This is a genomic window from Sinorhizobium saheli (assembly GCF_001651875.1).
Lineage (GTDB): Bacteria > Pseudomonadota > Alphaproteobacteria > Rhizobiales > Rhizobiaceae > Sinorhizobium > Sinorhizobium saheli.
Window position 1 is genome coordinate 1 of record NZ_LNQB01000096.1, and the last position, 24,988, is coordinate 24,988.

The 24,988-nt window shown below is 63.7% G+C and carries 23 protein-coding genes and 1 pseudogene; 16 read left to right on the top strand and 8 right to left on the bottom strand.

The annotated features are described in order from the left end of the window. The first annotated feature begins 397 nt into the window (after positions 1 to 397). From ATB98_RS24390 to ATB98_RS24420, 7 genes and pseudogenes are all read left to right on the top strand, one after another. Positions 398 to 1,087 (top strand): hydrolase, encoded by a 690-nt coding sequence (locus tag ATB98_RS24390; protein ID WP_066878400.1) that lies wholly within the window; start codon positions 398 to 400, stop codon positions 1,085 to 1,087. A 67-nt stretch (positions 1,088 to 1,154) separates the two neighbouring features. After that, a complete protein-coding gene (locus tag ATB98_RS24395) occupies positions 1,155 to 1,421 on the top strand; it encodes a XapX domain-containing protein (protein WP_066878401.1) in 267 nt (88 codons plus the stop codon). Beyond that, entirely contained in the window at positions 1,421 to 3,403 is a 1,983-nt protein-coding gene (locus ATB98_RS24400) for an amidohydrolase (RefSeq protein WP_066878403.1), read from the top strand. Before ATB98_RS24395 ends, ATB98_RS24400 begins: the two co-directional genes overlap by 1 nt. A 147-nt stretch (positions 3,404 to 3,550) precedes the next feature. Further along, entirely contained in the window at positions 3,551 to 4,009 is a 459-nt protein-coding gene (locus tag ATB98_RS24405) for a DoxX family protein (protein WP_153436001.1), read from the top strand. Beyond that, positions 4,006 to 5,604, top strand: a complete 1,599-nt coding sequence (locus ATB98_RS24410) for an MFS transporter (protein WP_066878405.1) — start codon at positions 4,006 to 4,008, stop codon at positions 5,602 to 5,604. The genes ATB98_RS24405 and ATB98_RS24410 overlap by 4 nt, the downstream gene beginning before the upstream one ends. Before the next feature lie 164 nt (positions 5,605 to 5,768). Beyond that, positions 5,769 to 6,449 (top strand): YoaK family protein, encoded by a 681-nt coding sequence (locus tag ATB98_RS24415; RefSeq protein WP_066878407.1) that lies wholly within the window; start codon positions 5,769 to 5,771, stop codon positions 6,447 to 6,449. A 62-nt stretch (positions 6,450 to 6,511) separates the two neighbouring features. Then, positions 6,512 to 6,938 (top strand): annotated as a pseudogene (locus tag ATB98_RS24420) (substrate binding domain-containing protein); the annotation flags it as partial. Positions 6,939 to 7,063: 125 nt separating this feature from the next. Here ATB98_RS24420 and ATB98_RS24425 read toward each other — a convergent pair. The 8 genes from ATB98_RS24425 to ATB98_RS24455 form a co-directional block, all read right to left on the bottom strand. After that, the gene (locus ATB98_RS24425; protein WP_066878409.1) at positions 7,064 to 7,864 is read right to left on the bottom strand and encodes an ABC transporter ATP-binding protein; all 801 of its coding nucleotides are present in this window, start codon (positions 7,862 to 7,864) and stop codon (positions 7,064 to 7,066) included. 16 nt (positions 7,865 to 7,880) lie between these two features. After that, on the bottom strand, positions 7,881 to 8,774 hold the full coding sequence (gene ntrB, locus ATB98_RS24430; RefSeq protein ID WP_066878411.1) for a nitrate ABC transporter permease: 894 nt from the start codon (positions 8,772 to 8,774) through the stop codon (positions 7,881 to 7,883). A 62-nt stretch (positions 8,775 to 8,836) separates the two neighbouring features. Further along, positions 8,837 to 10,129 carry a CmpA/NrtA family ABC transporter substrate-binding protein gene (locus tag ATB98_RS24435; RefSeq protein ID WP_066878413.1) on the bottom strand — a complete coding sequence of 431 codons (1,293 nt, stop codon included), beginning with the start codon at positions 10,127 to 10,129 and terminating at the stop codon, positions 8,837 to 8,839. A 201-nt stretch (positions 10,130 to 10,330) separates the two neighbouring features. Further along, complete coding sequence (locus tag ATB98_RS29230; RefSeq protein ID WP_157111076.1) at positions 10,331 to 10,597, bottom strand: hypothetical protein; 267 nt, start codon at positions 10,595 to 10,597, stop codon at positions 10,331 to 10,333. A 779-nt stretch (positions 10,598 to 11,376) separates the two neighbouring features. After that, positions 11,377 to 12,447: an alcohol dehydrogenase family protein gene (locus ATB98_RS24440; protein WP_066878415.1), complete on the bottom strand. Its 1,071-nt coding sequence runs from the start codon at positions 12,445 to 12,447 to the stop codon at positions 11,377 to 11,379. A 14-nt stretch (positions 12,448 to 12,461) separates the two neighbouring features. Then, the gene (locus ATB98_RS24445) at positions 12,462 to 13,835 is read right to left on the bottom strand and encodes an aspartate aminotransferase family protein (RefSeq protein ID WP_066878516.1); all 1,374 of its coding nucleotides are present in this window, start codon (positions 13,833 to 13,835) and stop codon (positions 12,462 to 12,464) included. 40 nt (positions 13,836 to 13,875) lie between these two features. Beyond that, positions 13,876 to 15,372, bottom strand: coding sequence for an NAD-dependent succinate-semialdehyde dehydrogenase (locus tag ATB98_RS24450; RefSeq protein WP_066878417.1), 1,497 nt, complete (start codon positions 15,370 to 15,372; stop codon positions 13,876 to 13,878). A gap of 246 nt (positions 15,373 to 15,618) precedes the next feature. Then, entirely contained in the window at positions 15,619 to 16,104 is a 486-nt protein-coding gene (locus ATB98_RS24455) for an Lrp/AsnC family transcriptional regulator (RefSeq protein ID WP_066878419.1), read from the bottom strand. 210 nt (positions 16,105 to 16,314) lie between these two features. On the opposite strand from ATB98_RS24455, the gene ehuR reads away from it, so the two are divergent. The 9 genes from ehuR to doeA all read left to right on the top strand — a co-directional run bounded on the left by ehuR (position 16,315) and on the right by doeA (position 24,985). Further along, the gene (gene ehuR, locus ATB98_RS24460) at positions 16,315 to 17,700 is read left to right on the top strand and encodes a MocR-like ectoine utilization transcription factor EhuR (protein WP_066878518.1); all 1,386 of its coding nucleotides are present in this window, start codon (positions 16,315 to 16,317) and stop codon (positions 17,698 to 17,700) included. 168 nt (positions 17,701 to 17,868) lie between these two features. After that, positions 17,869 to 18,654: an ectoine/hydroxyectoine ABC transporter ATP-binding protein EhuA gene (gene ehuA / locus ATB98_RS24465; RefSeq protein ID WP_066878421.1), complete on the top strand. Its 786-nt coding sequence runs from the start codon at positions 17,869 to 17,871 to the stop codon at positions 18,652 to 18,654. 64 nt (positions 18,655 to 18,718) lie between these two features. Continuing rightward, entirely contained in the window at positions 18,719 to 19,570 is an 852-nt protein-coding gene (ehuB, locus tag ATB98_RS24470; RefSeq protein WP_066878423.1) for an ectoine/hydroxyectoine ABC transporter substrate-binding protein EhuB, read from the top strand. 102 nt (positions 19,571 to 19,672) lie between these two features. Then, on the top strand, positions 19,673 to 20,332 hold the full coding sequence (gene ehuC, locus ATB98_RS24475) for an ectoine/hydroxyectoine ABC transporter permease subunit EhuC (protein WP_066878426.1): 660 nt from the start codon (positions 19,673 to 19,675) through the stop codon (positions 20,330 to 20,332). Positions 20,333 to 20,334: 2 nt separating this feature from the next. Continuing rightward, positions 20,335 to 20,997 carry an ectoine/hydroxyectoine ABC transporter permease subunit EhuD gene (gene ehuD, locus ATB98_RS24480; RefSeq protein ID WP_066878428.1) on the top strand — a complete coding sequence of 221 codons (663 nt, stop codon included), beginning with the start codon at positions 20,335 to 20,337 and terminating at the stop codon, positions 20,995 to 20,997. Further along, entirely contained in the window at positions 20,997 to 21,782 is a 786-nt protein-coding gene (gene eutA / locus ATB98_RS24485) for an ectoine utilization protein EutA (RefSeq protein ID WP_066878430.1), read from the top strand. The genes ehuD and eutA overlap by 1 nt, the downstream gene beginning before the upstream one ends. Next, on the top strand, positions 21,779 to 22,783 hold the full coding sequence (eutB, locus tag ATB98_RS24490; RefSeq protein ID WP_066878520.1) for a hydroxyectoine utilization dehydratase EutB: 1,005 nt from the start codon (positions 21,779 to 21,781) through the stop codon (positions 22,781 to 22,783). Before eutA ends, eutB begins: the two co-directional genes overlap by 4 nt. Beyond that, complete coding sequence (gene eutC / locus ATB98_RS24495) at positions 22,780 to 23,769, top strand: ectoine utilization protein EutC (RefSeq protein WP_066878432.1); 990 nt, start codon at positions 22,780 to 22,782, stop codon at positions 23,767 to 23,769. Before eutB ends, eutC begins: the two co-directional genes overlap by 4 nt. Before the next feature lie 34 nt (positions 23,770 to 23,803). Beyond that, positions 23,804 to 24,985 (top strand): ectoine hydrolase DoeA, encoded by a 1,182-nt coding sequence (doeA, locus tag ATB98_RS24500; RefSeq protein WP_066878434.1) that lies wholly within the window; start codon positions 23,804 to 23,806, stop codon positions 24,983 to 24,985. The last annotated feature ends 3 nt before the right edge of the window (positions 24,986 to 24,988 follow it).

Here is a 24,988-nt window from a genome sequence, read left to right on the forward strand (position 1 = left end):
CGCTTTTCTTGCAACACCGTGCCGCAGAAAACCGAAATTATATCGCACTATCAAAGACGTGCGGATAGTTCACGGGCGACGATACTGCAAACTACCTCAGGGCCGCACCGAATGGTCGCGTAGCGCAGCCTCGTGCGACGTCCGCAGGTCAACCGAATTTCGGAGTAATTATTGCGATAATGGCAACTCATTCGCAAGCAATATTGCAATTTTGCACAAGCGCAAATCACGCTACGTTTCCTTTCAGCAGCCGAGGCAACGAGTGATTGAAAGCATCGGTTTCGACCTACTCAGGGCCTTATGAGCCGTGTTCCAGGACATGGTGTCCGTCCGACAGGTCCTGCCCAGTTTATAACCCGCCGCATTCGCGGTCCAAACAACCGAAGAGGAAAATCTCATGTCCAAGCTCGAAGTTCTCACTCCCGCCAACAGCCAGCTCATCTTCATTGATCAGCAGCCGCAGATGGCCTTTGGTGTCCAATCGATCGACCGCCAGACGCTGAAGAACAACGTCGTCGGCCTCGCCAAGGCTGCCAAGATCTTCAATATTCCGACCACGATCACTACGGTCGAGACGCAATCCTTCTCTGGCAACACCTATCCCGAGCTGCTTGCCGTTTACCCGGAGAACGATATTCTCGAGCGCACCTCGATGAACTCCTGGGACGACCAGAATGTCCGTGACGCGCTGGCGAAGAACGCCGCCGAGGGCCGCAAGAAGATCGTCGTCTCCGGTCTCTGGACCGAGGTCTGCAACACCACCTTCGCACTCTCGGCCCTGCATGATGTTCCAGATTATGAGATCTACATGGTCGCGGATGCTTCCGGCGGCACGTCCTCCGACGCACACAAATACGCGATGGACCGGATGGTTCAGGCAGGCGTGATCCCGGTCACCTGGCAGCAGGTCCTGCTCGAGTGGCAGCGCGACTGGGCTCGCAGGGAGACCTACGATGCTGTCACCACCCTCGTGAAGGAGCATTCCGGCGCATACGGCATGGGCATCGACTACGCCTACACGATGGTTCACGGCGCAGAGGAACGCGTCAAGCACGGCAAGCGCATCGGACCGAACCCCGCCAAGTAAGGGGCTTGATCAGGCCGCTCCGATAACCCCGTCGGAGCGGCCTTTCTCTGACCGTGGAGGACATCCCGTGAAAATCTATCTTCTTTCTCTCGGTGCAGGTCTGCTTGTGGGCATCGTCTACAGCCTCCTGAACGTCCGCTCGCCGGCGCCGCCTATCATCGCCCTGCTCGGCCTTTTCGGCATTCTCGTCGGCGAACAGATTTGGAGCAGGGAGCCAGCAGCCGTCTCATGGCTTCATCAGATCAAGCCGCACATGTTCGGCCACCTGCCTAAAGGCGGCGATCTTATCGACCTCGCCCATCAGGCGGGGGCGAAAGCGGAGGAGCGGAGCTGATGACGACTCGTCGATCCTTTCTTGGGGGCGCGTCGAGTCTGGCGTTCTCGATCCTCTTCTCCCCCGCGAAAGCCGCCGATCCCAACCAGACCGGAGTAGACACCATGCATCCCGACCTGATCCTCCACAACGGCCGCGTGACGACCCTCGACCGAACCAATCCGAACGCCACGGCGATCGCCATCAAGGATGGCCTGTTTCTCGAAGTCGGATCCGACAGCGAGATCATGGCGCTGGCTGGTTCTGGCACTAAGATCGTCGACCTCAGGGGCAAGCGTGTTCTGCCTGGCTTGATCGACAACCACACCCACGTCGTTCGGGGTGGCCTGAACTACAACATGGAGCTGCGCTGGGATGGCGTTCGGTCGCTCGCCGATGCGATGGACATGCTGAAGCGCCAGGTGGCGATCACGCCCGCGCCGCAATGGGTGCGCGTCGTCGGCGGCTTCACCGAACACCAGTTCGCGGAAAAGCGCCTCCCGACAATCGAGGAGATCAACGCTGTCGCGCCCGACACGCCCGTGTTCCTTCTGCACCTTTACGACCGTGCGCTGCTCAACGGCGCCGCTCTCCGCGCAGTCGGCTACACCCGGGACACCCCGAACCCGCCCGGAGGCGAAATCATGCGCGATGCCAACGGCAACCCGACAGGCATGCTGCTGGCCAAGCCGAATGCGGGCATTCTCTATTCGACTCTTGCCAAGGGCCCGAAGCTGCCTTTCGACTATCAGGTCAACTCGACCCGCCACTTCATGCGCGAACTGAACCGCCTTGGAGTGACAGGCGTGATCGACGCGGGTGGCGGGTTCCAGAACTATCCTGACGACTACGCGGTCATTCAGAAGCTGTCCGACGAGAACCAGATGACGGTGCGGCTGGCCTACAACCTCTTCACCCAGAAGCCGAAGGAAGAGAAGCAGGACTTCCTGAACTGGACGCAGTCGGTCAAATACAAGCAGGGCAACGACTACTTCCGCCATAACGGTGCCGGCGAGATGCTCGTCTTCTCCGCTGCCGATTTCGAGGATTTCCGCCAGCCCCGTCCTGAGATGGCCCCGGAAATGGAAGGCGAGCTGGAAGAGGTCGTCCGCGTGCTTGCGGAGAACCGCTGGCCCTGGCGTCTGCATGCCACCTACGACGAGACGATCTCCCGTGCGCTCGACGTTTTCGAGAAGGTCAACAAGGACATCCCGCTCGAAGGACTGAACTGGTTCTTCGATCATGCGGAAACCATTTCGGATCGCTCGATCGACCGTATAGCCGCACTTGGTGGCGGCATCGCCACGCAGCACCGCATGGCTTATCAGGGCGAGTACTTCGTCGAGCGCTACGGCCATGGCGTTGCGGAAGCAACACCACCAATCAGGAAGATGCTCGAAAAGGGCGTGAATGTCTCGGCCGGCACGGATGCGACCCGCGTTGCCTCCTACAATCCGTGGGTCTCGCTGTCTTGGATGGTGACTGGCAAGACGGTCGGCGGCATGCAGCTCTATCCCCGCGCCAACTGCCTCGACCGTGAAACCGCGCTTCGCATGTGGACGGAAAAGGTCACGTGGTTCTCCAACGAGGAGGGCAAGAAGGGCCGCATCGAAAAGGGCCAGTTCGCCGACCTCGTCGTACCGGACAAGGACTTCTTCTCGTGCGCCGAGGACGAGATCTCCTTCCTTACCTCCGAACTGACCATGGTCGGCGGCAAGATCGTCTATGGCGCGGGAGACTTCAAGACACTCGACGAGAACGACATCCCGCCCGCGATGCCCGACTGGTCTCCCGTACGCAAGTTCGGCGGCTACGCGGCCTGGGGCGAACCGGAGGGCGCGGGCGCTCGATCCTTGCGCCGCACCGCCATCTCCACATGCGGATGCGCCAGCGATTGCGGCGTGCACGGCCACGACCATGCCGGAGCCTGGACATCCAAGCTTCCGATCGCCGACCTCAAGGGGTTCTTTGGCGCACTCGGTTGCTCCTGCTGGGCCGTCTGACGAGCCTTAGCTCGGGTGGGATCCAGTCACCCGAGCATCACTTCATAATTGCTCATTTTGCAATTAAATCGAAACTATTGCTGCAATTGTTGGTGCCGCTGCAACCAGTCAAGATCGCTCCATCAAAAGCAGCCGCTCGCGGCGAACATGCAGGAGCAGATTGTGACCCACCTATCCCCCGCGACGAACCCGATCCTAAGCGGCCTGACGCGCATCATGGCCTCTCCGATCACGCGAACCGTTTCACTGCTCGCACTCTGCGCTGCCTACATACAAGGTCCGCTTACCAAGATCTTCGACTTCAACGGCGCACTGGCTGAGATGGATCATTTCGGTCTTCATCCTACCGCGTTCTTTGCGGTCGCCGTCATCGTGTTCGAGCTGACGGCTTCAGCCATGGTGGTATCGGGCTTGTTTCGCTGGATCGGAGCGCTGGCGCTCGCTGGCTTCACGCTCATGGCAACGTTCATCGCCCTCCGTTTCTGGGAGATGGCTCCCGGCATGGACCGCATGATGGCGACCAACGCCTTCTTTGAACATGTTGGCCTCGCTGGCGCATTCCTGTTCGTCGCCGCATTCGACCTCACCAGGGGAGCAGGCAAATGAGCGCTGCAAAAGCATCCGGCGGAACATTCGCGCCACTCGCACAGCCTGTGTTTGCGGTTCTCTGGATCGCCACCGTCCTTGGCAATACCGGAAGCTTCATGCGCGACGTCGCAAGCTCCTGGCTGATGACGGATCTTTCGGCATCGCCGGCCGCGGTCGCCATGGTCCAGGCGGCCGGAACCCTGCCGATCTTCCTGCTTGCCATTCCTGCGGGCGTTCTCACCGACATCCTTGATCGCCGCAAGTTCCTGATCGCCGTCCAGCTCCTGCTGGCATCCGTCAGCATCTCGCTTATGGTCCTGTCCGAGACGGGCATGCTGTCGATCAGCGCGCTGATCGGTCTGACATTCCTCGGCGGCATTGGCGCTGCTCTGATGGGACCGACATGGCAGGCCATTGTTCCCGAACTGGTCAAACGCGAGGATGTCAGGAGCGCCGTGGCGCTGAACTCGCTCGGCATCAACATTGCCCGCTCCATCGGGCCTGCCGCAGGCGGCCTGCTTCTGGCAGCCTTTGGAGCCGGGATCACCTACGGCGCGGATGTCGCGAGCTACGCCGTGGTGATCGCAGCTCTGGTCTGGTGGCCACGGGCGAAGAATGCAAACGACGCGCTTCAGGAGAACTTCTTCGGTGCCTTCCGGGCCGGGCTTCGCTACACCCGCTCAAGCACACCGCTCCACGTCGTCCTCCTGCGCGCCGCGATCTTCTTCGCCTTCGCCAGCGCCGTCTGGGCGCTCCTCCCGCTCGTCGCGCGGCAGTTGCTGGGTGGTGATGCCAGCTTCTACGGCATCCTGCTCGGTGCAGTCGGTGCAGGCGCGATTGGTGGCGCCTTGGTCATGCCGAAGCTGCGCGAACGGCTGAGTTCCGACGGCCTGCTTCTCGGTGCCGCGCTGATCACCGCTGCCGTCATGGGTGTCCTGTCACTCGCTCCGCCGAAGATCGTCTCCATCATCGTTCTTCTGTTCCTTGGTGCGGCATGGATCACTGCTCTGACAACGCTCAACGGCGCGGCCCAGGCTGTTCTTCCGAACTGGGTGCGTGGTCGCGGCCTCGCCGTCTACCTCACCGTCTTCAATGGTGCGATGACTGCCGGGAGCCTTGGTTGGGGCGCGGTCGGCGAGGCTGTCGGCATCCGATCGACCCTGCTCATCGGAGCCGCCGGACTGCTTGTAGCCGGGTTCATCATGCACCGCGTGAAGCTTCCTGCAGGCGATGCCGACATGGTGCCGTCCAATCACTGGCCTGAACCGCTTGTTGCGGAACCCGTTGCCCATGACCGTGGTCCGGTTCTGATCCTGATCGAGTACAAGGTCGAGAAGCAGCACCGCAGCGCATTCCTGCACGCCATCGATCATCTTTCCAACGAACGCCGCCGCGATGGTGCCTATGGCTGGGGTGTCACCGAGGACTCGGCTGACCCGGAGAAGATCGTCGAATGGTTCATGGTGGAATCCTGGGCTGAACATCTTCGCCAGCACAAGCGGGTCTCCAATGCCGACGCCGACCTGCAGGGCAAGGTGCGGGCCTACCATGCCGGTCCCGAGAAACCTGTTGTCCGTCACTTCCTGACGATCAATCGGCCTGGTGCCGCATAACGAAGACTTGAGCAGGGCGGCGGCTGCGACCGCCCAGCCCATTATGCCGCCACGCGCAATGAACTCGAAACAATTGATGCAATTGTGAAGCCGGCATCTGGCGTCAAAGCTGGAGCCACGTCGCGAGCAACGTCGCGGCAAGTAACAGAAATAGAGGTCAAGGAATGAAGCTTCCCTCGCTTCCTACCCTGCTGAGTTTCAATGGCGGCTACGTCGATACGCTCGGCTTCCTGGCTCTTTCAGGGCTTTTTACCGCGCATGTCACAGGCAACTTCGTGACATTGGGCGCAACGATGGCGCATGGCCTTGGCGGAGCATTGTCGAAGGTGCTGGTCCTTCCGATGTTCTGCCTGGTCGTCTTCGCGTCCCGGCTGGTGTGCCTGAAACTTCAAAACCGGAATCGCTCCCCCGTCCGGCCCATGCTGGTCGTAAAATTGATCCTGCTCGCCGCGGCCGCGGTCATTGCCATTATTTATGGTCCATTCCACGGCGACGAGAATGGCATCACGTTTGCAGTTGCGATGACACTGGTGTCGGCAATGGCCATACAGAACGGCCTTCACCGGTCCCATCTGTCGAAAGCGCCGCCGACCACCCTGATGACGGGTACGACGACACAGATCATGCTCGATCTTGCCGACATCCTTGCCAACTCGAAGGCCCAGGAAATCACCGTCGCAAAAGCACGGGTGAAAAAGATGGCCACCGCTGTCCTGACGTTTGCCATTGGATGCGGCGCCGGAGCGGCCGGCTACATGTTCATCCCCGCGGCCGCCTTTAGCCTGCCAGCTATAATCGCGGCCCTTGCTCTCTTCGCCAGCACGTCAGGTGCCGAGCCCAATTAACAGAAACTGGGAGTTAGGGCTTTCCAGTCTTATTACAGAGGATACTGAGATGGACATTGGCTCTCGCGCCGGTCCGTCGCCTGCTCTGCGCCGCACCCGCCTACATCGCCCGGCACGGCGCACCCAGAGAGATCGGCGACCTCGCGCACCACATCTGCCTGCCGGCCCACAACAATGAGAGTTGGAAACTGGAAGGCCCGGGCGGTTCCCTCGTCTATCGTCCGGAGGGACCGCTCGTCACCAATTCGTCGGAGATCATCCGCGCCGCGGTGATCGCCGGAGCGGGCATTGCGCCCCCGCTCAACCTGGGACGTCAGCGCGGAACTGCGTGACGGGCGCCTAATCCAAGTGCTGCCGGAGTGGGAGGGATCCCGCCAGCTGACGCTTTCGGCCGTCTACCCGAGCAGGCAGTTCCTTTCAGCGAAGGTGCGGCTCTTCGTCGATTATCTCGCCGCCCTCTACGGCGCCGTCCCCAGTTGGGAGCAGTAACCCACTCCGCGAGAGAGGTTTCTCACGCTCCGTCCATGCACCCCCTGATATGGTCTCCTTTGCGGCAGACCTAACAAAGGACGCGTCCGATCAAAGTGCAACTATCGAGCTCGGCTCGCAGATAGTCATTCTGCAGCTTCGACGAAGCGGTGGCGTTCGTAGAGGAACTTCAGCACCGCTTCGCGACATTTCAGGTAGGTTCGATCGGAGGCGAGCTCAATGCGCCGGCGCGGACGGGCGAGCGGCACATCGAGGATTTCGCCAATTCGTGCAGAGGGTCCATTGGTCATCATCACGATGCGGTCGGATAGCAGGACCGCTTCGTCGACGTCATGTGTGATCATCAGGACGGTATTGCTGAGGGTCGCGTGGATCTGCATGACCTGGTCCTGTAGATGCGCGCGGGTTAGTGCGTCGAGCGCCCCGAAGGGTTCGTCGAGCAGCAGCACCTTCGGTTCCATGGCAAGCGCCCGGGCGATGCCGACGCGCTGCTTCATGCCGCCGGAGATTTCCGAAGGGCGCTTGTCAGCTGCATGCGCCATCTGCACCAGCTCCAGGTTGGATATGGTCCACTCATGGCGTTCTTGCTTGCTGCGGGTCTTAGAGAACACCTTATCGACAGCGAGCCGGACATTTTCATAGACCGTCAGCCATGGCAGCAGCGAGTGGTTCTGAAAGACGACGGCGCGGTCCGGTGCGGGTTCGTCGACCATCTTGCCGTCGAGGAGTACGACGCCGCTCGTCGCCTGCGTCAGCCCACCGATGATGTTAAGCAGGGTCGACTTGCCGCAACCGGAATGGCCGATGATCGAGATGAATTCGCCCTTATCGACGGACAACGAGACTTGCTTCAGTACCTCGGTGCGCGTTCCGCCGCGTTCGAAGGTCTTGTCAATGAGTTCAAGTGAGAGATAGCTCTTGGGCATGAAAGCCTCCTTTTCTTCAGGCGTTTGCCGTGCCGCGCGTAACTGCGCGACCGATCAGCGCGATGATGCGATCGAGGAGGAAACCCACAATGCCGACATAGATCAGCGCCACGATGATGTCGCTGATCAACGACGAGTTCCAGGCGTCCCAGATGAAGAAGCCGATGCCGACACCGCCGATCAGCATCTCGGCGGCGACGATCGCGAGCCAGGAGAGCCCGATACCGATCCGCAGGCCCGTGAAGATGTAAGGGGCGGCCGCCGGCAGCATGATCTTATGGAAATATTCGAATCCGTTCAGTCGAAGCACCTTGGCGACGTTCCGGTAATCCTGCGGAATGTTGCGAATACCGACCGCGGTGTTGATGATGATCGGCCAGATCGCAGTGATGAAGATGACGAAAATCGCCGAGGGATTGCCGTCCTGGAAGGCGGCGAGCGAAAGCGGTAGCCAGGCGAGCGGCGGCACGGTGCGCAGCACCTGAAAGATCGGGTCGAGGCCGCGCATGGCCAGTGCGCTCTGGCCGACCAGCGTGCCGAGTGCTACGCCGACGGCAGCTGCCATCGTGTAGCCGAGCGCGACGCGCTGCAGGCTGGCGAAGATGTGCCAGAACAGGCCCTGATCCACGCCTTGGCCGGTGTAGAAGGGATGCACGATTAGCTCCCAACTCTCTTCAAGGACGCGCGACGGAGCCGGTAGGCTCGACTCGGGCGACGAGCAGATAAGCTGCCACGCGAGGATGAAGAGCGTCAGCGTGACGAAAAGCGGCAACAGATTCGTGACGGTCTGCGCGGCAAGGCGCCCCAGGCGACTGTCGGTGCCGGGGCGGCCCGGGTGCCCGAGAGCGATGACCTGAGCGGGAGGCTGCGGCGCCGCCTGCGGTTTGAGTTTGAGATTGGTGACGGACATGCCGTTCCTCCTAGGATTCGGGTCGAACGGCAGCCGGCTTTGAAACCCGGCTGCGGTAGGCGTCAGGCGATGCGGCTGATCGCCAGGCTCTTCAAATACGCCTCCGGATTTTCTGGATCGAAGACCTTGCCGTCGAAGAAGGTCTCCGGGCCACGCGACGTCGACGCAGGGATGTCGGTGACGCCGAGCTCCTTCGCCGCCTCGCGCCAGATATCCTCGCGGTTGACCTTGGCGATCAGCCCCTTGATGTCCGTATCCGGTGCGAACTTGCCCCATCGGATGTTCTCGGTAAGAAACCAGGCGTCATGGCTCTGGAAGGGGTAGGAGGCATGATCGCGCCAGAACTTCATGAAGTGCGGGCTGTTCTCGACGACCTTGCCGTTGCCATAGTCGTACTCGCCCTTCAGCCGGTCGATGATGTCCTTCGGCGGCACGTTGAACCAACTACGCTTGCCGACGATCTTGGCGAGCTCGTCCTTGTTGGCCATATCGTCGCACCATTGCGCGGCTTCTTCGACCGCCATGACGAGCGCCTTGGCGGCACGCGGGTTCTTCTCGACCCAGTCGGCGCGCATCGCGAAGGATTTCTCAGGGTGCCTCGCCCAGATCTCTGCGGTGTTGACGGCCGTGTAGCCGATCTTCTGGTTGACGAGTTGCTCGTTCCAGGGTTCGCCGACGCAGAAACAGTCCATGGTGCCGACCTTCATGTTGGCGACCATCTGCGGCGGCGGGACGACGATCGTCTCGACGTCCCTGTCCGGGTCGATGCCGCCGGCAGCGAGCCAGTAGCGGATCCAGAGGTCGTGCGTGCCGCCGGGGAAGGTCATGGCGACTTTCGCGGCTGCGCCTTCCGCCTTCTTCTTTGCAAAGGCTTCCTTGAGGACTGAGGCATCAAGGCCCGCCTTCAGATCGGAATAGGCGGCGCCGACCGAGATCGCCTGAGCATCGAGATTGAGGCGCGCGAGGATCACCATCGGCAGCGGCTGGTTGTTTTGCGTCACCTTGCCGGTCGAGATGAGATAGGGCATCGGCGTCAGAATATGGGCGCCATCGATGCCGGCGCCGGCAGAGCCGAGCACCAGATTGTCGCGCGTCGTGCCCCACGAGGCCTGTTTCACAACCTCCACTTCGGTCATGCCGTACTTTTCGAAGAAGCCCTTCTCCTTGGCGATGACGAGCGGGGCGGAATCGGTGAGCGCAATAAAGCCGAGGACGGCCTTGGTGGTCTCGGGACCGGCGCCCTGAGCAAAAGCCCCGGATGGTAATAGCGTCTTGGCTGCGCCGACCATTGCGGCCGTCGCGGTCGTCTTCAGCAAGCTGCGGCGGGTCAGGCCACTGATCGAAGTCTTGGTCATGCGCAGGTTCCCTCGGTTGTTGGCCGGTCAAAACTGAAAAAACGCCGCTCGGAGATCGCGTTCCGGGAGGAATCCCTCTCGGAGGCAAAGTCCTTGCGACGTCGGTGTCTTTGACAGGCGCATCTGGCGTCTGTACTTGCTTCAATCGCCGTTGATTCAAAGCAATTCTTGGAGAGCAAGCAGCGTGCCAGTTTTGCGCTGTCACTCTATTGACTTGAATCCAATGAGGAAATGTAAGGTCAGGGGCGCGCCTAAAAAGTGAGGATTAGCACATCCTGATGATATATTGTGCGCGTCAGTACCAAGTTGAATTCTCATTCCGCTTAGAAAAGTGGCGCTGCCACTCAAATGTGGTCGAGCAAATTGAAGGGATGACGTCCCAGGGAGTGGTGTAGCTTCGGCGATCGCCGTGCTTTCCGGACGGAGCCGGGAATGGATCAGCTTGCCGCGGCGGGCAAGCTGATCCATTCCCGGCTCCGTCCGGAAAGCACGGCGATCGCCGAAGCTACACCACTCCCTGGGACGTCATCATTGAAGGCACCAGGGCACTGCAGCGTCACCGTCTTGCCGTGGATGTCATTCGCTTCGCGATAGCGCCAAGCTTGTCGATCTCGATGTGTAGAATCTTGCGCGGGGTGGCGACGGTCAGTGTCGATTTGAAACCGCCGGGCCTTGCCCGCAGAAATTGAGATTCATCGAACAGAATCAAGTACTTGTTGTTTGTGGATCGAAACTAGCTAGTCAAGCTGCGCGTGTGACGCATGAATAGGGGCGCCCGCAGTGCGCGCAGGTTGATTCGTACACGGGCCGTGGGTTCGTCGATACTCTTCCAGGATCGTCGACTGCTCTCAGCAGTGACGGCTGCATGCGTGCTAGTAGCGCGCCGACGAGCTTGACATCCTTGTTTCGCGGCAGGTGAACGATCCGGACGGCATCCAGTCGCTCATCAACAGAACGGGACGCGCGTTCGTTCCGCAGCGACTCATCGAAAGGCCGCAACAAACGCCGGCTCCATTCAGCGGTCGGCTATTTGAGCCCGCAACAGTTCGAGGATCAACACATCCGGCTGACTGGCAAATCAGAAGCCTGACCCATCTCCACCCCAAGGGGCGCACTCCACCGACTATGGCGTCCGCTTCGCCGAGCTCCCCTCCCACACACTTCGCACGAGGTCATCGGGCGGCGGCCAATGACGGTAAGGCATTTCGCCGCCCCGCGTTGCGCAGCGGCGTGCGATGCCGCCCGGTTCAGTCGGGAACCACAACCAGCTTGCCGACGAAGTTCTTCGCCATGAAATCCGTCTGTGCGCGATGAAATTCCGAGAGGCGATAGACTCCGCCGACCAGCGGACGGATCTTCTTCTCCTCGATATAGCGCACCAGCCGGCGGAAATCGGCGCGGCTGCCCTGGCTCGATCCGTGCAGTTCCAGCTGCTTCAGGTACATGGTCCTGAGATCGAGCTGGACGACCGGGCCGGCGATGGCACCGGCAGCCGTATAACGACCCTCCGGCCGCAGGATCTTCAGCAGGTCGTTGAAAAGAGGGCCGCCGACGAGGTCGGCGACGACGTCGATCGGTTCGCCGCGCACCGCCTCGTTGACCGTCTCGACGAGGTCGCTCCGGCCGCGGGTCACGACGGCTTCCGCGCCGATCTCGAGCATCGCGGCTTCCTTGCCCGGGCCGGCGACGGCGATCGGGATGGCGCCGCGGGCGCGGGCGAGCTGAATGATCGCCGAGCCGACCCCGCCGGAGGCGCCGGTCACCAGGATGCGTTCGCCGGCGGCAAGCCGCGCCCGCTCCAGCATGCGTTCGCCGGTGAGATAGGCGCAGCAGAAGGTGGCAAGCTCGACATCGGTCATGGCGGTGGCGACCACATGGGCATTTTCCGCCGGCAGCGCCATGTATTCGGCATAGCCGCCATCGCGGCCATGGCCCATGTAGTCGATGTCGGCGAGGCTGTCGTCGTCGCGGTTGTAGATCGAGAAGTCGACCATGACGCGCTCGCCGATGCGCGCCTCATCGACACCCTCGCCGACGGCAACGATGTGCCCGACCGTGTCGGTGCCCTGGATGCGCGGGAAGGTCAGCGTATTGCCTTGGCGCCGCCAGGTCGAGACGGCAGAGGGGTCGTCCTCGGTGCCGTAGGCGCCCTCGCGCACCCAGACGTCGGTGTTGTTCATGCCGCAGGCGCTGACCTTGATCAGCACCTCGCCGGCGGCCGCGGACGGGACCGGGACGTCGCGGCGATAGACAAGCTTGTCCAAGCCGCCGTGACCCGTCAGCAGCACGGCCGCCATCGTCTTCGGAACGGAATGCATCACGGTCGCTCCCTTCAGCCGAGGACGGACCGGATCGCGTCGGCCGCCGCCTTGACGACGATGTTGGCCTCGTCGCGCGTGAGGCAAAGCGGCGGGGCAAAGCCGAGGATGTCGCCCTGCGGCATGGCGCGGCCGATGACGCCGCGCTCGAGAAGCGCCGCCGCCACCTGCGGCCCGACTTTCCGCGCCGGATCGAAGAACTGGCGATCGTCACGGTCCTCGACGAACTCGATGGCGGCCATCATACCGTCGCCGCGCACTTCGCCGACATGGCGGTGGTCGCCGACGGCTTTTTCGAGTTCGGCGCGGAAATAGGCGCCCGTCAAAACGGCGTTCTCGACAAAGCCGAGCTCGTCGATCAGTTCGAGATTGGCGATGCCGGCGGCGGCACATATCGGGTGCGCCGAATAGGTCCAGCCGTGGCCGATGGCGCCAAGCTCGTCCGAGCCCTTCACCAGCACCTGCCAGACCTTGTCCGAGACGATCGTGCCGGAAAGCGGCGCATACGCCGAGGTCAGCCCCTTGGCGATGGTGATGAGGTCCGGCCTGATGCCGTAATGGTCGGAGCCGAACATGCTGCCGAGCCGGCCGAAGCCGGTGACGACCTCATCGGCGACGAGCAGGATATCGTATTTCTGCAGCACCGCCTGGATCTTCTGCCAGTAGCCCTTCGGCGGCGGCACGATGCCGCCGGTGCCGAGGATCGGTTCGCCGATGAAGGCGGCGACGGTGTCGGGCCCTTCGGCGAGGATCATTTCTTCCAGCTTGTCGGCGCAATACTCGGAGAACTGCTCCTCGCTCATCGAGCGGTCGGCACGGCGGAAATAATAGGGTGCCTCCGTGTGCAGGATCGGTGCCCGCGGCAGGTCGAAGGCGTTGTGGAAGAGGTGGAGGCCGGTCAGCGAGCCGGTCATCACGCCGGAGCCGTGATAGCCGCGCCAGCGCGAGATGATCTTCTTCTTCTCGGGGCGGCCGAGGATGTTGTTGTAGTACCAGATGAGCTTGATGTTGGTCTCGTTGGCGTCCGAACCGGAAAGGCCGAAATAGACGCGGCTCATGCCTTCCGGCGCCCGGTCGATGATCATCTTGGCAAGCCGGATCGACGCTTCCGTGCCGTGGCCGACATAGGCATGATAATAGGCGAGGTTCTTCGCCTGCGCCGCGATCGCATCGGCGATCTTCTCACGGCCGTAGCCGACATTGACGCAGTAGAGGCCGGCAAAGGCGTCGAGGCTGCGCTTGCCGTCGACATCGGTGATATAGACGCCTTCGCCGCCGCCGATGACGCGCGTCGGGCTCTCGCCGCGCGCATGCATGCCCATATGCGTCGACGGGTGGAAGAAGTGGTCGCGGTCCCAGGCGGTGAGTTCGTTGCTTCTTTCGAGCATGGTCATTCCTTTCATGAATTCGGTCTTTCGTGAAACCCGGTCAGGCGGCGGTGTCGATGCAGAGATATTTGAGCTCGGTGAAGGCCTCCATGCCGTGGCGCGAGCCCTCGCGCCCGAGGCCAGACTGCTTCCAGCCGCCGAAGGGGATCGGCCCGCCGGTGATCTTCACCCGGTTGATCGCCACCATGCCGTATTCGAGCGCCCGGGCGAGCCGCATCTGGCGGGCGCCGTTCTCGGTGACGACATAGGCGACGAGGCCGTATTCGGTGTCGTTCGCCCGGGCGATCACCTCGTCTTCAGTGTCAAAGGCGGTGACTGCCGCGACCGGGCCGAATGTCTCCTCGCGCATGATGAGCGCATCGTCGGGCACATCGGTCAGTAACGTCGGCTCGAAGAACAGCGGCCCGGCCGGGTGGCGCTTGCCGCCGGTGGCAAGCGTGGCGCCGCGCTTCAAGGCGTCCCCAACCTGCTCCTCGACCTTGGCAATGGCGCGCTCGTGCATTAGCGGACCGATCTCCGCGCCCGGCTCGAGGCCGGAACCCACCTTCAGACGCGCGATCCGCGCGGCAAAGGCCGCACTGAACGCTTCGAGGCTCGGCCGCTCGACATAAATGCGGTTGGCGGCGAGGCAATCCTGGCCGGAGGTCGCGAACTTCGCGGCAATGGCGATATCGGCCGCCTTCTCGACATTGGCATCGGCAAAGACGATGAGCGGCGCATGACCGCCGAGCTCCATCACCAGCCGCTTCATCGTCGGTGCGCATTGGGAGGCGATCAGCCGGCCGATGCCGGTCGAGCCGGTGAAGCTCATGGCGCGGACGCGCGCGTCCTCGCACATGCGGCCGACGATCGTCGCGGCGTCGCCGGTGACGACGTTGAAGACGCCGGCGGGAAGGCCGGCGCGCTCGCCGAGTTCGGCCAGCGCCAGCGCTGAGAGCGGCGTCTCGGAGGAGGGATGGGCCACCACCGTGCAGCCGGCGGCGAGAGCGGCGGCCGCCTTGCGGGTGACCATCGCGGAGGGGAAGTTCCACGGTGTGACGATGCCGACGACGCCGAGGGCTTCGCGGCGCACGATCATCTCGGCGCCGGCAAGATGGCTCGTCACGCTTTCGGCATTGAGGCGCTTGCCCTCCTCGGCATACCACTCGATGAAGGAGGCGGCATAGTCGATCTCGCCGCGCGCTTCGGCGAGCGGCTTGCCCTGTTCCAGCGTCATCAGAAGGGCGAGATCCTCGCGGGCCGCAAGCATCAGCTCGTGCCACTTGCGCAGGATCGCGGCGCGCTGTTGCGGCAGCATATCGCGCCAGGACCTGAACGCCTTTTCCGCCGCATCGATCGCCTCGGCCGTCTGCGCTGCGTCGAGCGAGGCGACGAAGGCGAGAGTGTCCCCGGTCGCCGGGTCTCTCACTTCCAGGCTCTTCCCGTCGCGGCCAGAAATCCAGCGGCCGCCGACATAGGCGAGCTCGCGCAGCAATTGCCGGTCGTTCAGCTGCTTCAAGGCGTCGTGAAAGGCCGTGCGCGCAAAGATGGCGGTCATGTCCAGATCTCCCTGTCCGTTGCGAGGAGATTGCCACCGTCGCCGCGAGAGATTGTCCATTCCGCCGCTCGGCCTGAGAGACTTTGACCAAAGTCGCGCCGGTTGCGAGAGAGATTGTCTGCGGAGGTCACCTGGACTGCCGGCTGCGCGGCGAGCACCCCCTCTGCCCGGACCCGGCTGCAGCGGAATGCTATCTGCTTGCTTTGCCGCGCGACGTCCGGTGATTCCACCGGACTGCAAAATGCTCTAGGCGGACGCCTGTGGCAGCAGCGAGCCGAGCGGCAGCACGGTCTCCTCCTTGATCGTCTTGGTGACGATATAGGTGAAATAGCGGTCGATGCCGAGTTCGCGGCCGAGCAGTTCGTCGACCAGCCGCTGATAGGCGTCGATGTCGGCGGCCACGACCTTGAGGATATAGTCGACCCCGCCGCCGACCGACCAGCAGGCGACGATTTCGGGGATCGCGGCGATGGCGCGCTCGAAGCGGTCGAAATCCGCCTGGCGGTGATTGCCGAGCGTCACCTCCATTAGGACGCTGGCGACCGGCGCGACACGACGCACGGCGACCCGCGCGTGATAGCCGGTGACGATGCCGGCCTTTTCCAGTTTCCTCAGCCGCATCCAGCAGGGCGTCGGCGACAGGCCGGCCCTTTCGGCGAGCGCCAGCTTGGTGATGCGCCCGTCGGCCTGGATCGCCTCCAGGATGCGCAGATCGATCGCGTCGAGTTTCATTCGGGGATGCCTTCCGTCGAGCCCCACTGCATGTCTCCTTAAATCGACCCCGATTCAAGGACGAAGACATGCAGCAATTCAAAAAGCTGCAGCGACCTTTGCGCGTCTGAGAAGACGCGCGGCGCTGCTGTCGCGTCAAAGTCCGGGAAAAGACATTGGGTGTTCACTTTTGCATTGTCAATTGAGCTGATTTTCATCACTGTTCAAATCATGACAAGTTGGACGCCCGACACGACACTCCTGCGCCGCCCGGCCTATCTCTCGCTCGCCGACCAGTTTGCCCGTGCCATCCAGGAGGGCAAGCTTCCAAACGGCGCGCGGCTGCCGACGCACCGCAAGCTGGCCGACGACCTGAAGCTTTCCGTCCAGACGGTGAGCCGGGCCTATGACGAGCTCATCCGGCGCGGCCTGATCTCCGGCGAGGTCGGCCGCGGCAGCTTCGTCCAGACGCAAGCGCGCGAGCCGGAGCCGCCCTATCTGCCGGAGCGGCTTGGAGAGCTGATCGACCTCTCGATCTTGAAGCCGGTATGCGAGCAGATCCATCTAGAAAAGATGCGCCAGGGCTTTGCCTGGCTTGCCGAGAACCTGCCGGCGAGTTCGGCACTGTCCTTCCGGCCGAACATGGTGTTCCCGCGCCATCGCAATGTCGCCGCGCAATGGCTGTCGCATTGCGGCCTCGAGATATCGCCGCTCAATATCAGCCTCACCAACGGCGCGACCTCGGCCATGACGGTGGCGCTGATGAGCGTGGCGCCGCCCGGCTCGACGGTTGCGACGGAGGCGATCAGCCACCACACGCTGGTGCCGCTTTCGACCTATCTCGGCATTCATCTCCAGGGCCTGCCGATCGATCACGACGGCATGATCCCGGAAGCGCTGGACGAGGCCTGCCGCAAGGGCGTCATACGGGCGATCTTCCTGCAGCCGTCGGTGATCAACCCGACCGCGACGCTGATGAGCGCCGAGCGGCGGGCGGCGCTCGCCGCGGTGGCGCGCCGTCACGACGTCGCCATCATCGAGAACGACATTCTCGGGCCGCTCGTGGAGGAGCGGCTGCCGCCCGTCGCCGCGCTCGCGCCGGAACGCACGCTTTATGTGACGAGCTTCACCAAGATCACCGTGCCGGGGCTCAGGATCGGCTATCTTGCCGCACCCGACCGCTATGTTGCGGCCGTCGCCAACCGGCACCTCGTGTCGAACTGGATGGCGACGCCCTCGATCGCGGAGATCGCCACCCGTTGGGTGAGCGACGGCACGGCGATGGAGCTCGTGAACTGGCAGCGCCGGGCTCTCGCTGCCCGCCATGCGATCGCCAAGGAGGCGCTCGGCGGCCTCGCCTACCGCGATCACCCGCAGAGCCTGCATGTCTGGCTTCCGCTGCCCGAGGGGCATTCGGAGGACGCCTTCGTTTCGCAGGCGCGCCTGCGCGGGGTCGCGATTGCGCCGGGGGCATCCTTCCGGACCGTCGACAGCGGCTGGCAGCCGGCCGTCCGGATATCGCTCGGCTCGACGACCGAGCAGGAACTGAAGACCGGGCTCGGCATCGTCGCGTCGCTGGCGCTCGGAGATCCGGAGGCATTGCTGCTGGCGATCTGAAGCCAATGCCCGCGTTTTTGGCATTGATCGAATTATTGTCATGATATTATTATTCGGATTGACATGATTTGGGAACCGGATCATCGTTAGGACATTAACGCCTGGGACCGGAGTGCGTGCGCTTCTTCCCGCCGTGCGCGCCAGGTCTCGAGGGAGAGAGAGACGCGAATGTCCGAGCCGATCATCCGCATCGACAACATCGTCAAGAAATACGGGCCGCTGACGGTGCTCGACAAGCTGTCGATGGAGGTGATGCCCGGGGAGAAGCTTGCGCTGATCGGCCCGTCGGGCTCGGGCAAGACGACGATCCTTCGCATCCTGATGACCCTGGAGAGGATCAGCGATGGCTTCATCGAGGTCGATGGCGAGCATCTCTACCACATGAAGAAGGACAGACAGCTCGTCCCGGCCGACGAGCGGCATCTCCACCTGATGCGCGAGAAGATCGGCATGGTCTTCCAGCACTTCAATCTCTTCCCCCACAAATGCGTGCTCGACAATGTGACGCTGGCGCCGATGCTGACCAAGGGCATGGCGCGCGCCGCGGCCGAAAAGCGCGCGATGGAGCTCCTCGACATGGTCGGTATGGCCGACAAGGCGAAAAGCATGCCGGCCCAGCTTTCGGGCGGCCAGAAGCAGCGTGTCGCCATTGCGAGAGCGCTGGCGCTGTCGCCGAAGATCATGCTGTTCGACGAGGTGACCTCGGCGCTCGATCCGGAACTGGTCGAAGAGGTGCTGAACGTCATGCGCCGGCTCGCGGACGAGACGGACATGACGATGCTGCTCGTCACCCACGAGATGGGTTTCGCCCACGACTTCGCCGACCGGGTGCTCTTCTTCGACCGCGGCAAGATCGTCGAGGAGGGAAAGCCCGGGGATATCTTCCGGCATCCGAAGCAGGAACGCACGCAGGCCTTCCTGCGCAAGATCATAGCGGCAGGGCACCGCGTCTGAGCCTCAAGGCGCCGACATTGCCTCGGACAAGAACCTCAAGAGAACAACAGAGGAGTTGGGAACGATGAGACTCAAGGATTTGATGGCAATGGCGGCCGGTGCCACCGCATTGATGGCGATTGCCGCGGCCGCGCCCGCCGCCGCGGACGAGAACAAGCTCGAGGAACTGAAGGAGCAGGGCTTCGCGCGCGTCGCGATCGCCAACGAGCCGCCCTTCACCGCGGTCGGCGCCGACGGCAAGGTTTCCGGCGCCGCACCGGACGTCGCCCGGGAAATCTTCAAGAAGCTGGGCGTACCGGAAATCGTCGCCTCGATCTCCGAATACGGCGCGATGATCCCCGGCCTGCAGGCCGGCCGCCATGACGCGATCACCGCCGGCCTGTTCATGAAGCCGGAGCGCTGCGCCGCGGTTGCCTATTCCGAGCCGATCCTCTGCGATGCCGAGGCCTTCGCGCTGAAGAAGGGCAATCCGCTCAAGTTGAAGAGCTACAAGGACATCGCCGACAATCCGGATGCGAAGATCGGCGCGCCCGGCGGCGGCACCGAGGAGAAGCTGGCGCTCGAAGCCGGCGTGCCGCGCGACCGCGTCATCGTCGTGCCGGACGGTCAGAGCGGCATGAAGATGCTGCAGGACGGTCGCATCGACGTCTATTCGCTGCCGGTTCTCTCGATCAACGATCTCGTTTCCAAGGCGAATGACCCGAACATCGAAGTGGTCGCGCCGGTCGAAGGCGCGCCGGTCTATTGCGACGGCGCCGCCTTCCGGAAAGGCGACGAGGCGCTGCGCGACGCCTTCGACGTCGAGCTCGCCAAGATGAAGGAGTCGGGCGAGTTCGCGAAGATCATCGAGCCCTACGGCTTCTCGGCCAAGGCCGCGATGTCGACGACCCGCGAAAAACTCTGCGCCGCGAAGTAAGCCCTGGCTGGGGCTGCCGCCGCCTTCCATTCGCCGAATGCGGGCGGAAGGCGGCGTGGACGGCGCAAACCTCTCCGGAATTCTGACTGGAACGACGAAGCGATGATCGACTGGTCCGGCTATATCGGATTGATACTCCAGGGTGCGTGGGTGACCGTCGAGCTGACGCTGATGGGCTCGGCGCTCGCGCTGGTGGTCGCCTTTGCGGCGGGCCTCGGGCGCCTCAGCCGGTTCATGGCGGTGCGTTCGCTCGCCACGACCTATATCGAGTTCTTCCGCGGCACCTCGATCTTCGTCCAGCTCTTCTGGGCCTATTTCGTCCTGCCCTTCGCCGGCATCACGCTGACGCCGCTGCAGGCGGGCGTGCTGGCGCTCGGCCTGAACGTCGGCGCCTATGGCGCGGAGGTCGTCAGGGGCGCGGTCAAGGCGATCGGCCGCGAGCAGCGGGAGGCCTGCATCGCGCTCAATCTCACGCGCTATCAGGCGATGCGCCACATCATCCTGCCGCAGGCGCTGCCGCTGATGCTGCCGACCTTCGGCAACAATGCCATCGAGCTCCTCAAGGGGACCGCCGTCGTCTCGCTGATCTCCCTGACCGACATGACCTTCCAGGCGCAGGTGGTCAGGGCGCAGACGGGCAGCACGCTGATCCCCTTCGCCACCATCCTGGTGCTCTATTTCGTCATGGCCTGGGTCATCTCGCTCGGCATGCGCTGGCTGGAGCGGCGCGCGGGCCGCGGCCTCGACGGCGTGAGGGTCTGACCATGGAATGGGATTGGGAATTCGTCCGCCAGATCATGCCGACCCTCATCGATGGGCTGCAGATCACCATTCTGGCCACCATTCTCGGCGCGGCGGTCGCCGCGGTCGTCGGGCTCGTCTTTGCCATCCTGCGCATGGTGGCGCCGGCGCCGGTCGCGCGCGCCACCGGCTTCGCGGTGGAATTCATCCGCGGCACGCCGCTGCTGGTGCAGCTCTATTTCATCTTCTACGTGCTGCCGGACATCGGCATCCGCCTGCCGGCGCTGGTCGCCGGCGTCATCGGGCTCGGCATCCATTACGGCACCTATGCCGCCGAGGTCTATCGCGCCGGCATCGAGAACGTGCCGCGCGGCCAATGGGAGGCCGCCAAGGCGACGAATCTCACGGCCCGCCAGACCTGGACCCACGTGATCCTGCCGCAGGCGATACCGCCGATGATCCCGGCGCTCGCCAATTACCTGATCGCCATGTTCAAGGAGACGCCGCTGCTTTCGGCGATCACGGTGCTCGAACTCATGAACCAGGCGAAGAGCATCGCCAACAGCAACTATCGCTACATCGAGCCGATGACATTGGTCGGGGTGTTCTTCCTGATCATGAGCCTGATCTCCGTCTTCTTCCTGCGCTGGCTGGAAGAGCGTTACGCAAGAGTGGATGAACGCTGATGGAAAAGCCTGTCGCTCTCTCGGTGGCGCGGCGCGCCCCGCGCCTCGACGACCGGCCGCTCGAAAAGCGCATCGGCCTCGTCATCCTCGCCACGGACCATACGACCGAGGTGGACTTCCAGCGTTTGGTGGCGTCCGATCGGATTGGCGTCTATGTGGCCCGCATCCCCTATGCCAATCCGGTGACGCCGGAAAATCTGCGGGCGATGCAGCCTTCGCTGACGGCGGCAGCGGCACTGATCCTGCCGGACGAAGCGCTCGACGTCGTCATGTATTCCTGCACCTCGGCCTCCGTCGTCATCGGTGACGAGCAAGTGGCGGCGGCAATCAAGACCGCCAAGCCGGAAGCAGCCGTGGTGACGCCGACGGCCGCGGCCGTCAAAGGCTTGTGGACGCTCGGCGCCGGGCGCATTTCCGTGCTGACCCCCTATACGGTCGAGACCAGCCGGCCGATGGCGGACTACTTCGCCGCACTCGGCTTCGAGATAGACCGCTTCACCTGCCTGGGGCTCACCGACGACCGGGAGATGGCGCGGATCGCGCTTGCGGAAATCGTCGCCTTCGCCAGGGAGGCCACGGCACCCGAATCGGACGCGCTCTTCATCTCCTGCACGGCGGTGCGTGCGGCCGGCGTCGTTGCCGAGATCGAGGCGGCGATCGGCAAACCGGTCGTCAGCAGCAATTACGCCACCGCCTGGGCCTGTCTTCGCCTTTGCAGTGACCAGGAGGCCCGACCGCGCCTCGGCCGGTTGATGGCCTTGCCGCTGGAAGGGGAATGGCCGTGAGCGCGCCTCTCCCCGTGACGATCGAGGACATCGAAGCCGCGGCGCGGCGCATCTCCGGCCGCGTGCTCCCGACGCCCCTCGCGATTTCGCCATCGCTCGGCAAGCTCTGCGGCGAGCCGGTGGGCTTGAAGCTCGAGCACCACCAGACGACCGGCAGCTTCAAGCTGCGCGGTGCGACGAATGCGGTGCTTTCGCTTTCAGCCGAAGAGCGCGCGCGCGGCGTGGTCGCCGCCTCGACCGGAAATCATGGCCGGGCGCTTGCCCATGCGGCCAAGGCGGAGGGCTCGGTGGCGACGATCTGCATGTCGCGCCTCGTGCCGGAGAACAAGGTCTCCGAAATCAGGCGCCTTGGCGCCGCGGTGCGGATCGTCGGCCGGTCGCAGGACGAGGCGCAGGAGGAGGTCGAGCGGCTCGTTGCGGAAAAGCGCCTCGTCATGGTGCCGCCCTTCGACCATCCGGCGGTGGTCGCCGCGCAGGGGACGCTGGGGCTCGAAATCGTCGAAGCGATGCCGGACGTCACGACCGTGCTCGTGCCGGTCTCGGGCGGCGGGCTGGCGGCCGGCGTTGCGGCGGCGGTCAAGGCCCGCAGGCCGGCGGCGCGGGTGATCGGGCTGACGATGGAGCGCGGTGCGGCGATGAGGGCGAGCCTCGCCGCCGGCAGGCCGGTGCCCGTCGAGGAACAGCCGAGCCTTGCCGATTCGCTCGGCGGCGGCATCGGCCTCGACAATCGCGTGACCTTCGCCATGTGCCGGGAGCTCCTCGACGACATCGTCCTGCTGACGGAGGCGGAAATCGCCGCCGGCATGCGCCACGCCTACCGTGAGGAGCGCGAGATCGTCGAAGGCGCCGGTGCCGTCGGCATCGCGGCGCTCCTTGCCGGCAAGATCAGGGATATCACGGGCTCGATCGCGGTCGTTCTCTCCGGCCGCAATGTCGACATGGGCCTGCATCTCAGCGTGATGAACGGCGAAACGAACCCGTTTCGCGAGGAGGCGGCATGACACGGATGACGATTCTCACCGAGGCGGAGCTGCGCCGGATCGTGCCGCTCGATCGCGAGGCGGTCGCCTGCGTCGAGGATGCGTTCCGTGCGCTCGCCACCAGGGCGGTGGCGATGCCGCCGATCCTGAGGCTCGATATTCCCGAGCATCGCGGCGAGGTCGACGTGAAGACCGCCTATGTGCCGGGCCTCGACGGCTTCGCGATCAAGATCAGCCCGGGCTTCTTCGACAATCCGAAGATCGGCCTGCCGAGCACCAACGGCATGATGGTGCTCCTGTCGAGCCGCACCGGGCTGGTGCAGGCGCTGCTCATCGACAATGGTTACCTCACCGACGTGCGCACGGCGGCGGCCGGGGCGGTCGCGGCCAGGCACCTGTCGCGTGAAGACTCTTCCGTCGCGGCGATCTTCGGCGCCGGCATGCAGGCAAGGTTGCAGCTCGAAGCGCTCGCGCTCGTCCGCCCGATCCGCGCGGCGCGGCTTTGGGCGCGCGATGCAGCCAAGGCCGAAGCGGCGGCGCAGGCACTTGCCGAAAAGCTCGGCTTTCCGGTCACGACGACGACCGATCCGAAGGCGGCCGTCGCGGGTGCCGACATCATCGTCACCACCACGCCGTCGGCGGCGCCGATCCTCGAGGCCGAATGGCTGCAGCCGGGCCAGCATGTCACCGCCATGGGGTCGGACGCCGAGCACAAGAATGAGCTCGATCCGCAGGCGATCGCCCGGGCGACTTATGTCGCCGACAGGCTCAGCCAGACGCGCCGGCTCGGCGAACTGCACCACGCGATTGTTGCCGGGCTCGTCGCGCCGGATGCCGGCTTCGCGGAGCTCGGACAGGTGATCGCCGGGCAGAAGGCCGGACGGACGCGCGCCGACGAGATCACCATCGCCGACCTGACCGGCACCGGCATCCAGGATACCGCCATCGCCACGCTCGCCCATGCGCGGGCGCGTGCGGCGAACGCCGGAACGATATTCGAGAGTTGACGCCGGCACGGGCCGGAAAAACGAGGGAAGAGATATGACCCAACCCAACCTCAAATTCTCCCTTGGGGAATATGAAGCGCGGCTGAAGAAAACGCGTCAGGCGATGGAATTGAAGGGCGTCGAGCTGCTCATCGTCAGCGACCCGTCCAACATGGCCTGGCTCACCGGCTATGACGGCTGGTCCTTCTATGTGCACCAGGCGGTGATCGTGCCGCCGTCGGGTGAGCCGATCTGGTTCGGCCGCGGCCAGGACGCAAACGGCGCCAGGCTGACCGCCTATCTCGCTCACGAGAACATCATCGGCTATCCCGACCACTATGTGCAGTCGACCGAGCGTCACTCGATGGACTATCTCTCGGGGATCCTCGCCGATCGCGGCTGGGGTTCGCTTCGGATCGGCGTCGAGATGGACAATTACTGGTTCTCGGCCGCCGCCTTCGCCTCGCTGCAGAAGCACCTTCCGAACGCGCGCTTCATCGACGCGACCGCGCTCGTCAACTGGCAGCGCGCGGTCAAGAGCGAGACGGAAATCAAGTACATGCGCAACGCCGCCCGCATCGTCGAGGCGATGCATCAGCGCATCTTCGACAAGATCGAGGTCGGCATGCGCAAATGCGACCTGGTCGCCGAGATCTATGACGCCGGAACCCGCGGCGTCGACGGCATCGGCGGCGACTATCCGGCGATCGTGCCGTTGTTGCCCTCGGGCGTCGAGGCCTCCGCGCCGCATCTAACCTGGGACGACCGGCCGATGAAACGGGGCGAGGGCACCTTCTTCGAGATCGCCGGCTGCTACAACCGCTATCACGTGCCGCTGTCGCGCACCGTCTTCCTCGGCAAGCCGACGCAGGCCTTCCTTGACGCCGAGAAGGCGACGCTCGAGGGCATGGAGGCGGGGCTGGCGGTCGCGAGGCCCGGCAATAGCTGCGAGGACATCGCCAACGCGTTCTTCGCGGTCCTGAAGAAATACGGCATCGTCAAGGACAACCGAACCGGCTACCCGATCGGTCTTTCCTATCCGCCGGACTGGGGCGAGCGCACCATGAGCCTGCGCCCCGGCGACAGGACGGAACTGAAGCCCGGAATGACCTTCCATTTCATGACCGGCCTCTGGCTCGAGGACATGGGCTTCGAGACGACCGAGAGCATTCTGATCACCGAGACCGGCGTCGAGTGCCTGGCCTCGGTGCCGCGCAGGCTGATGGTCAAGGACTGAGGC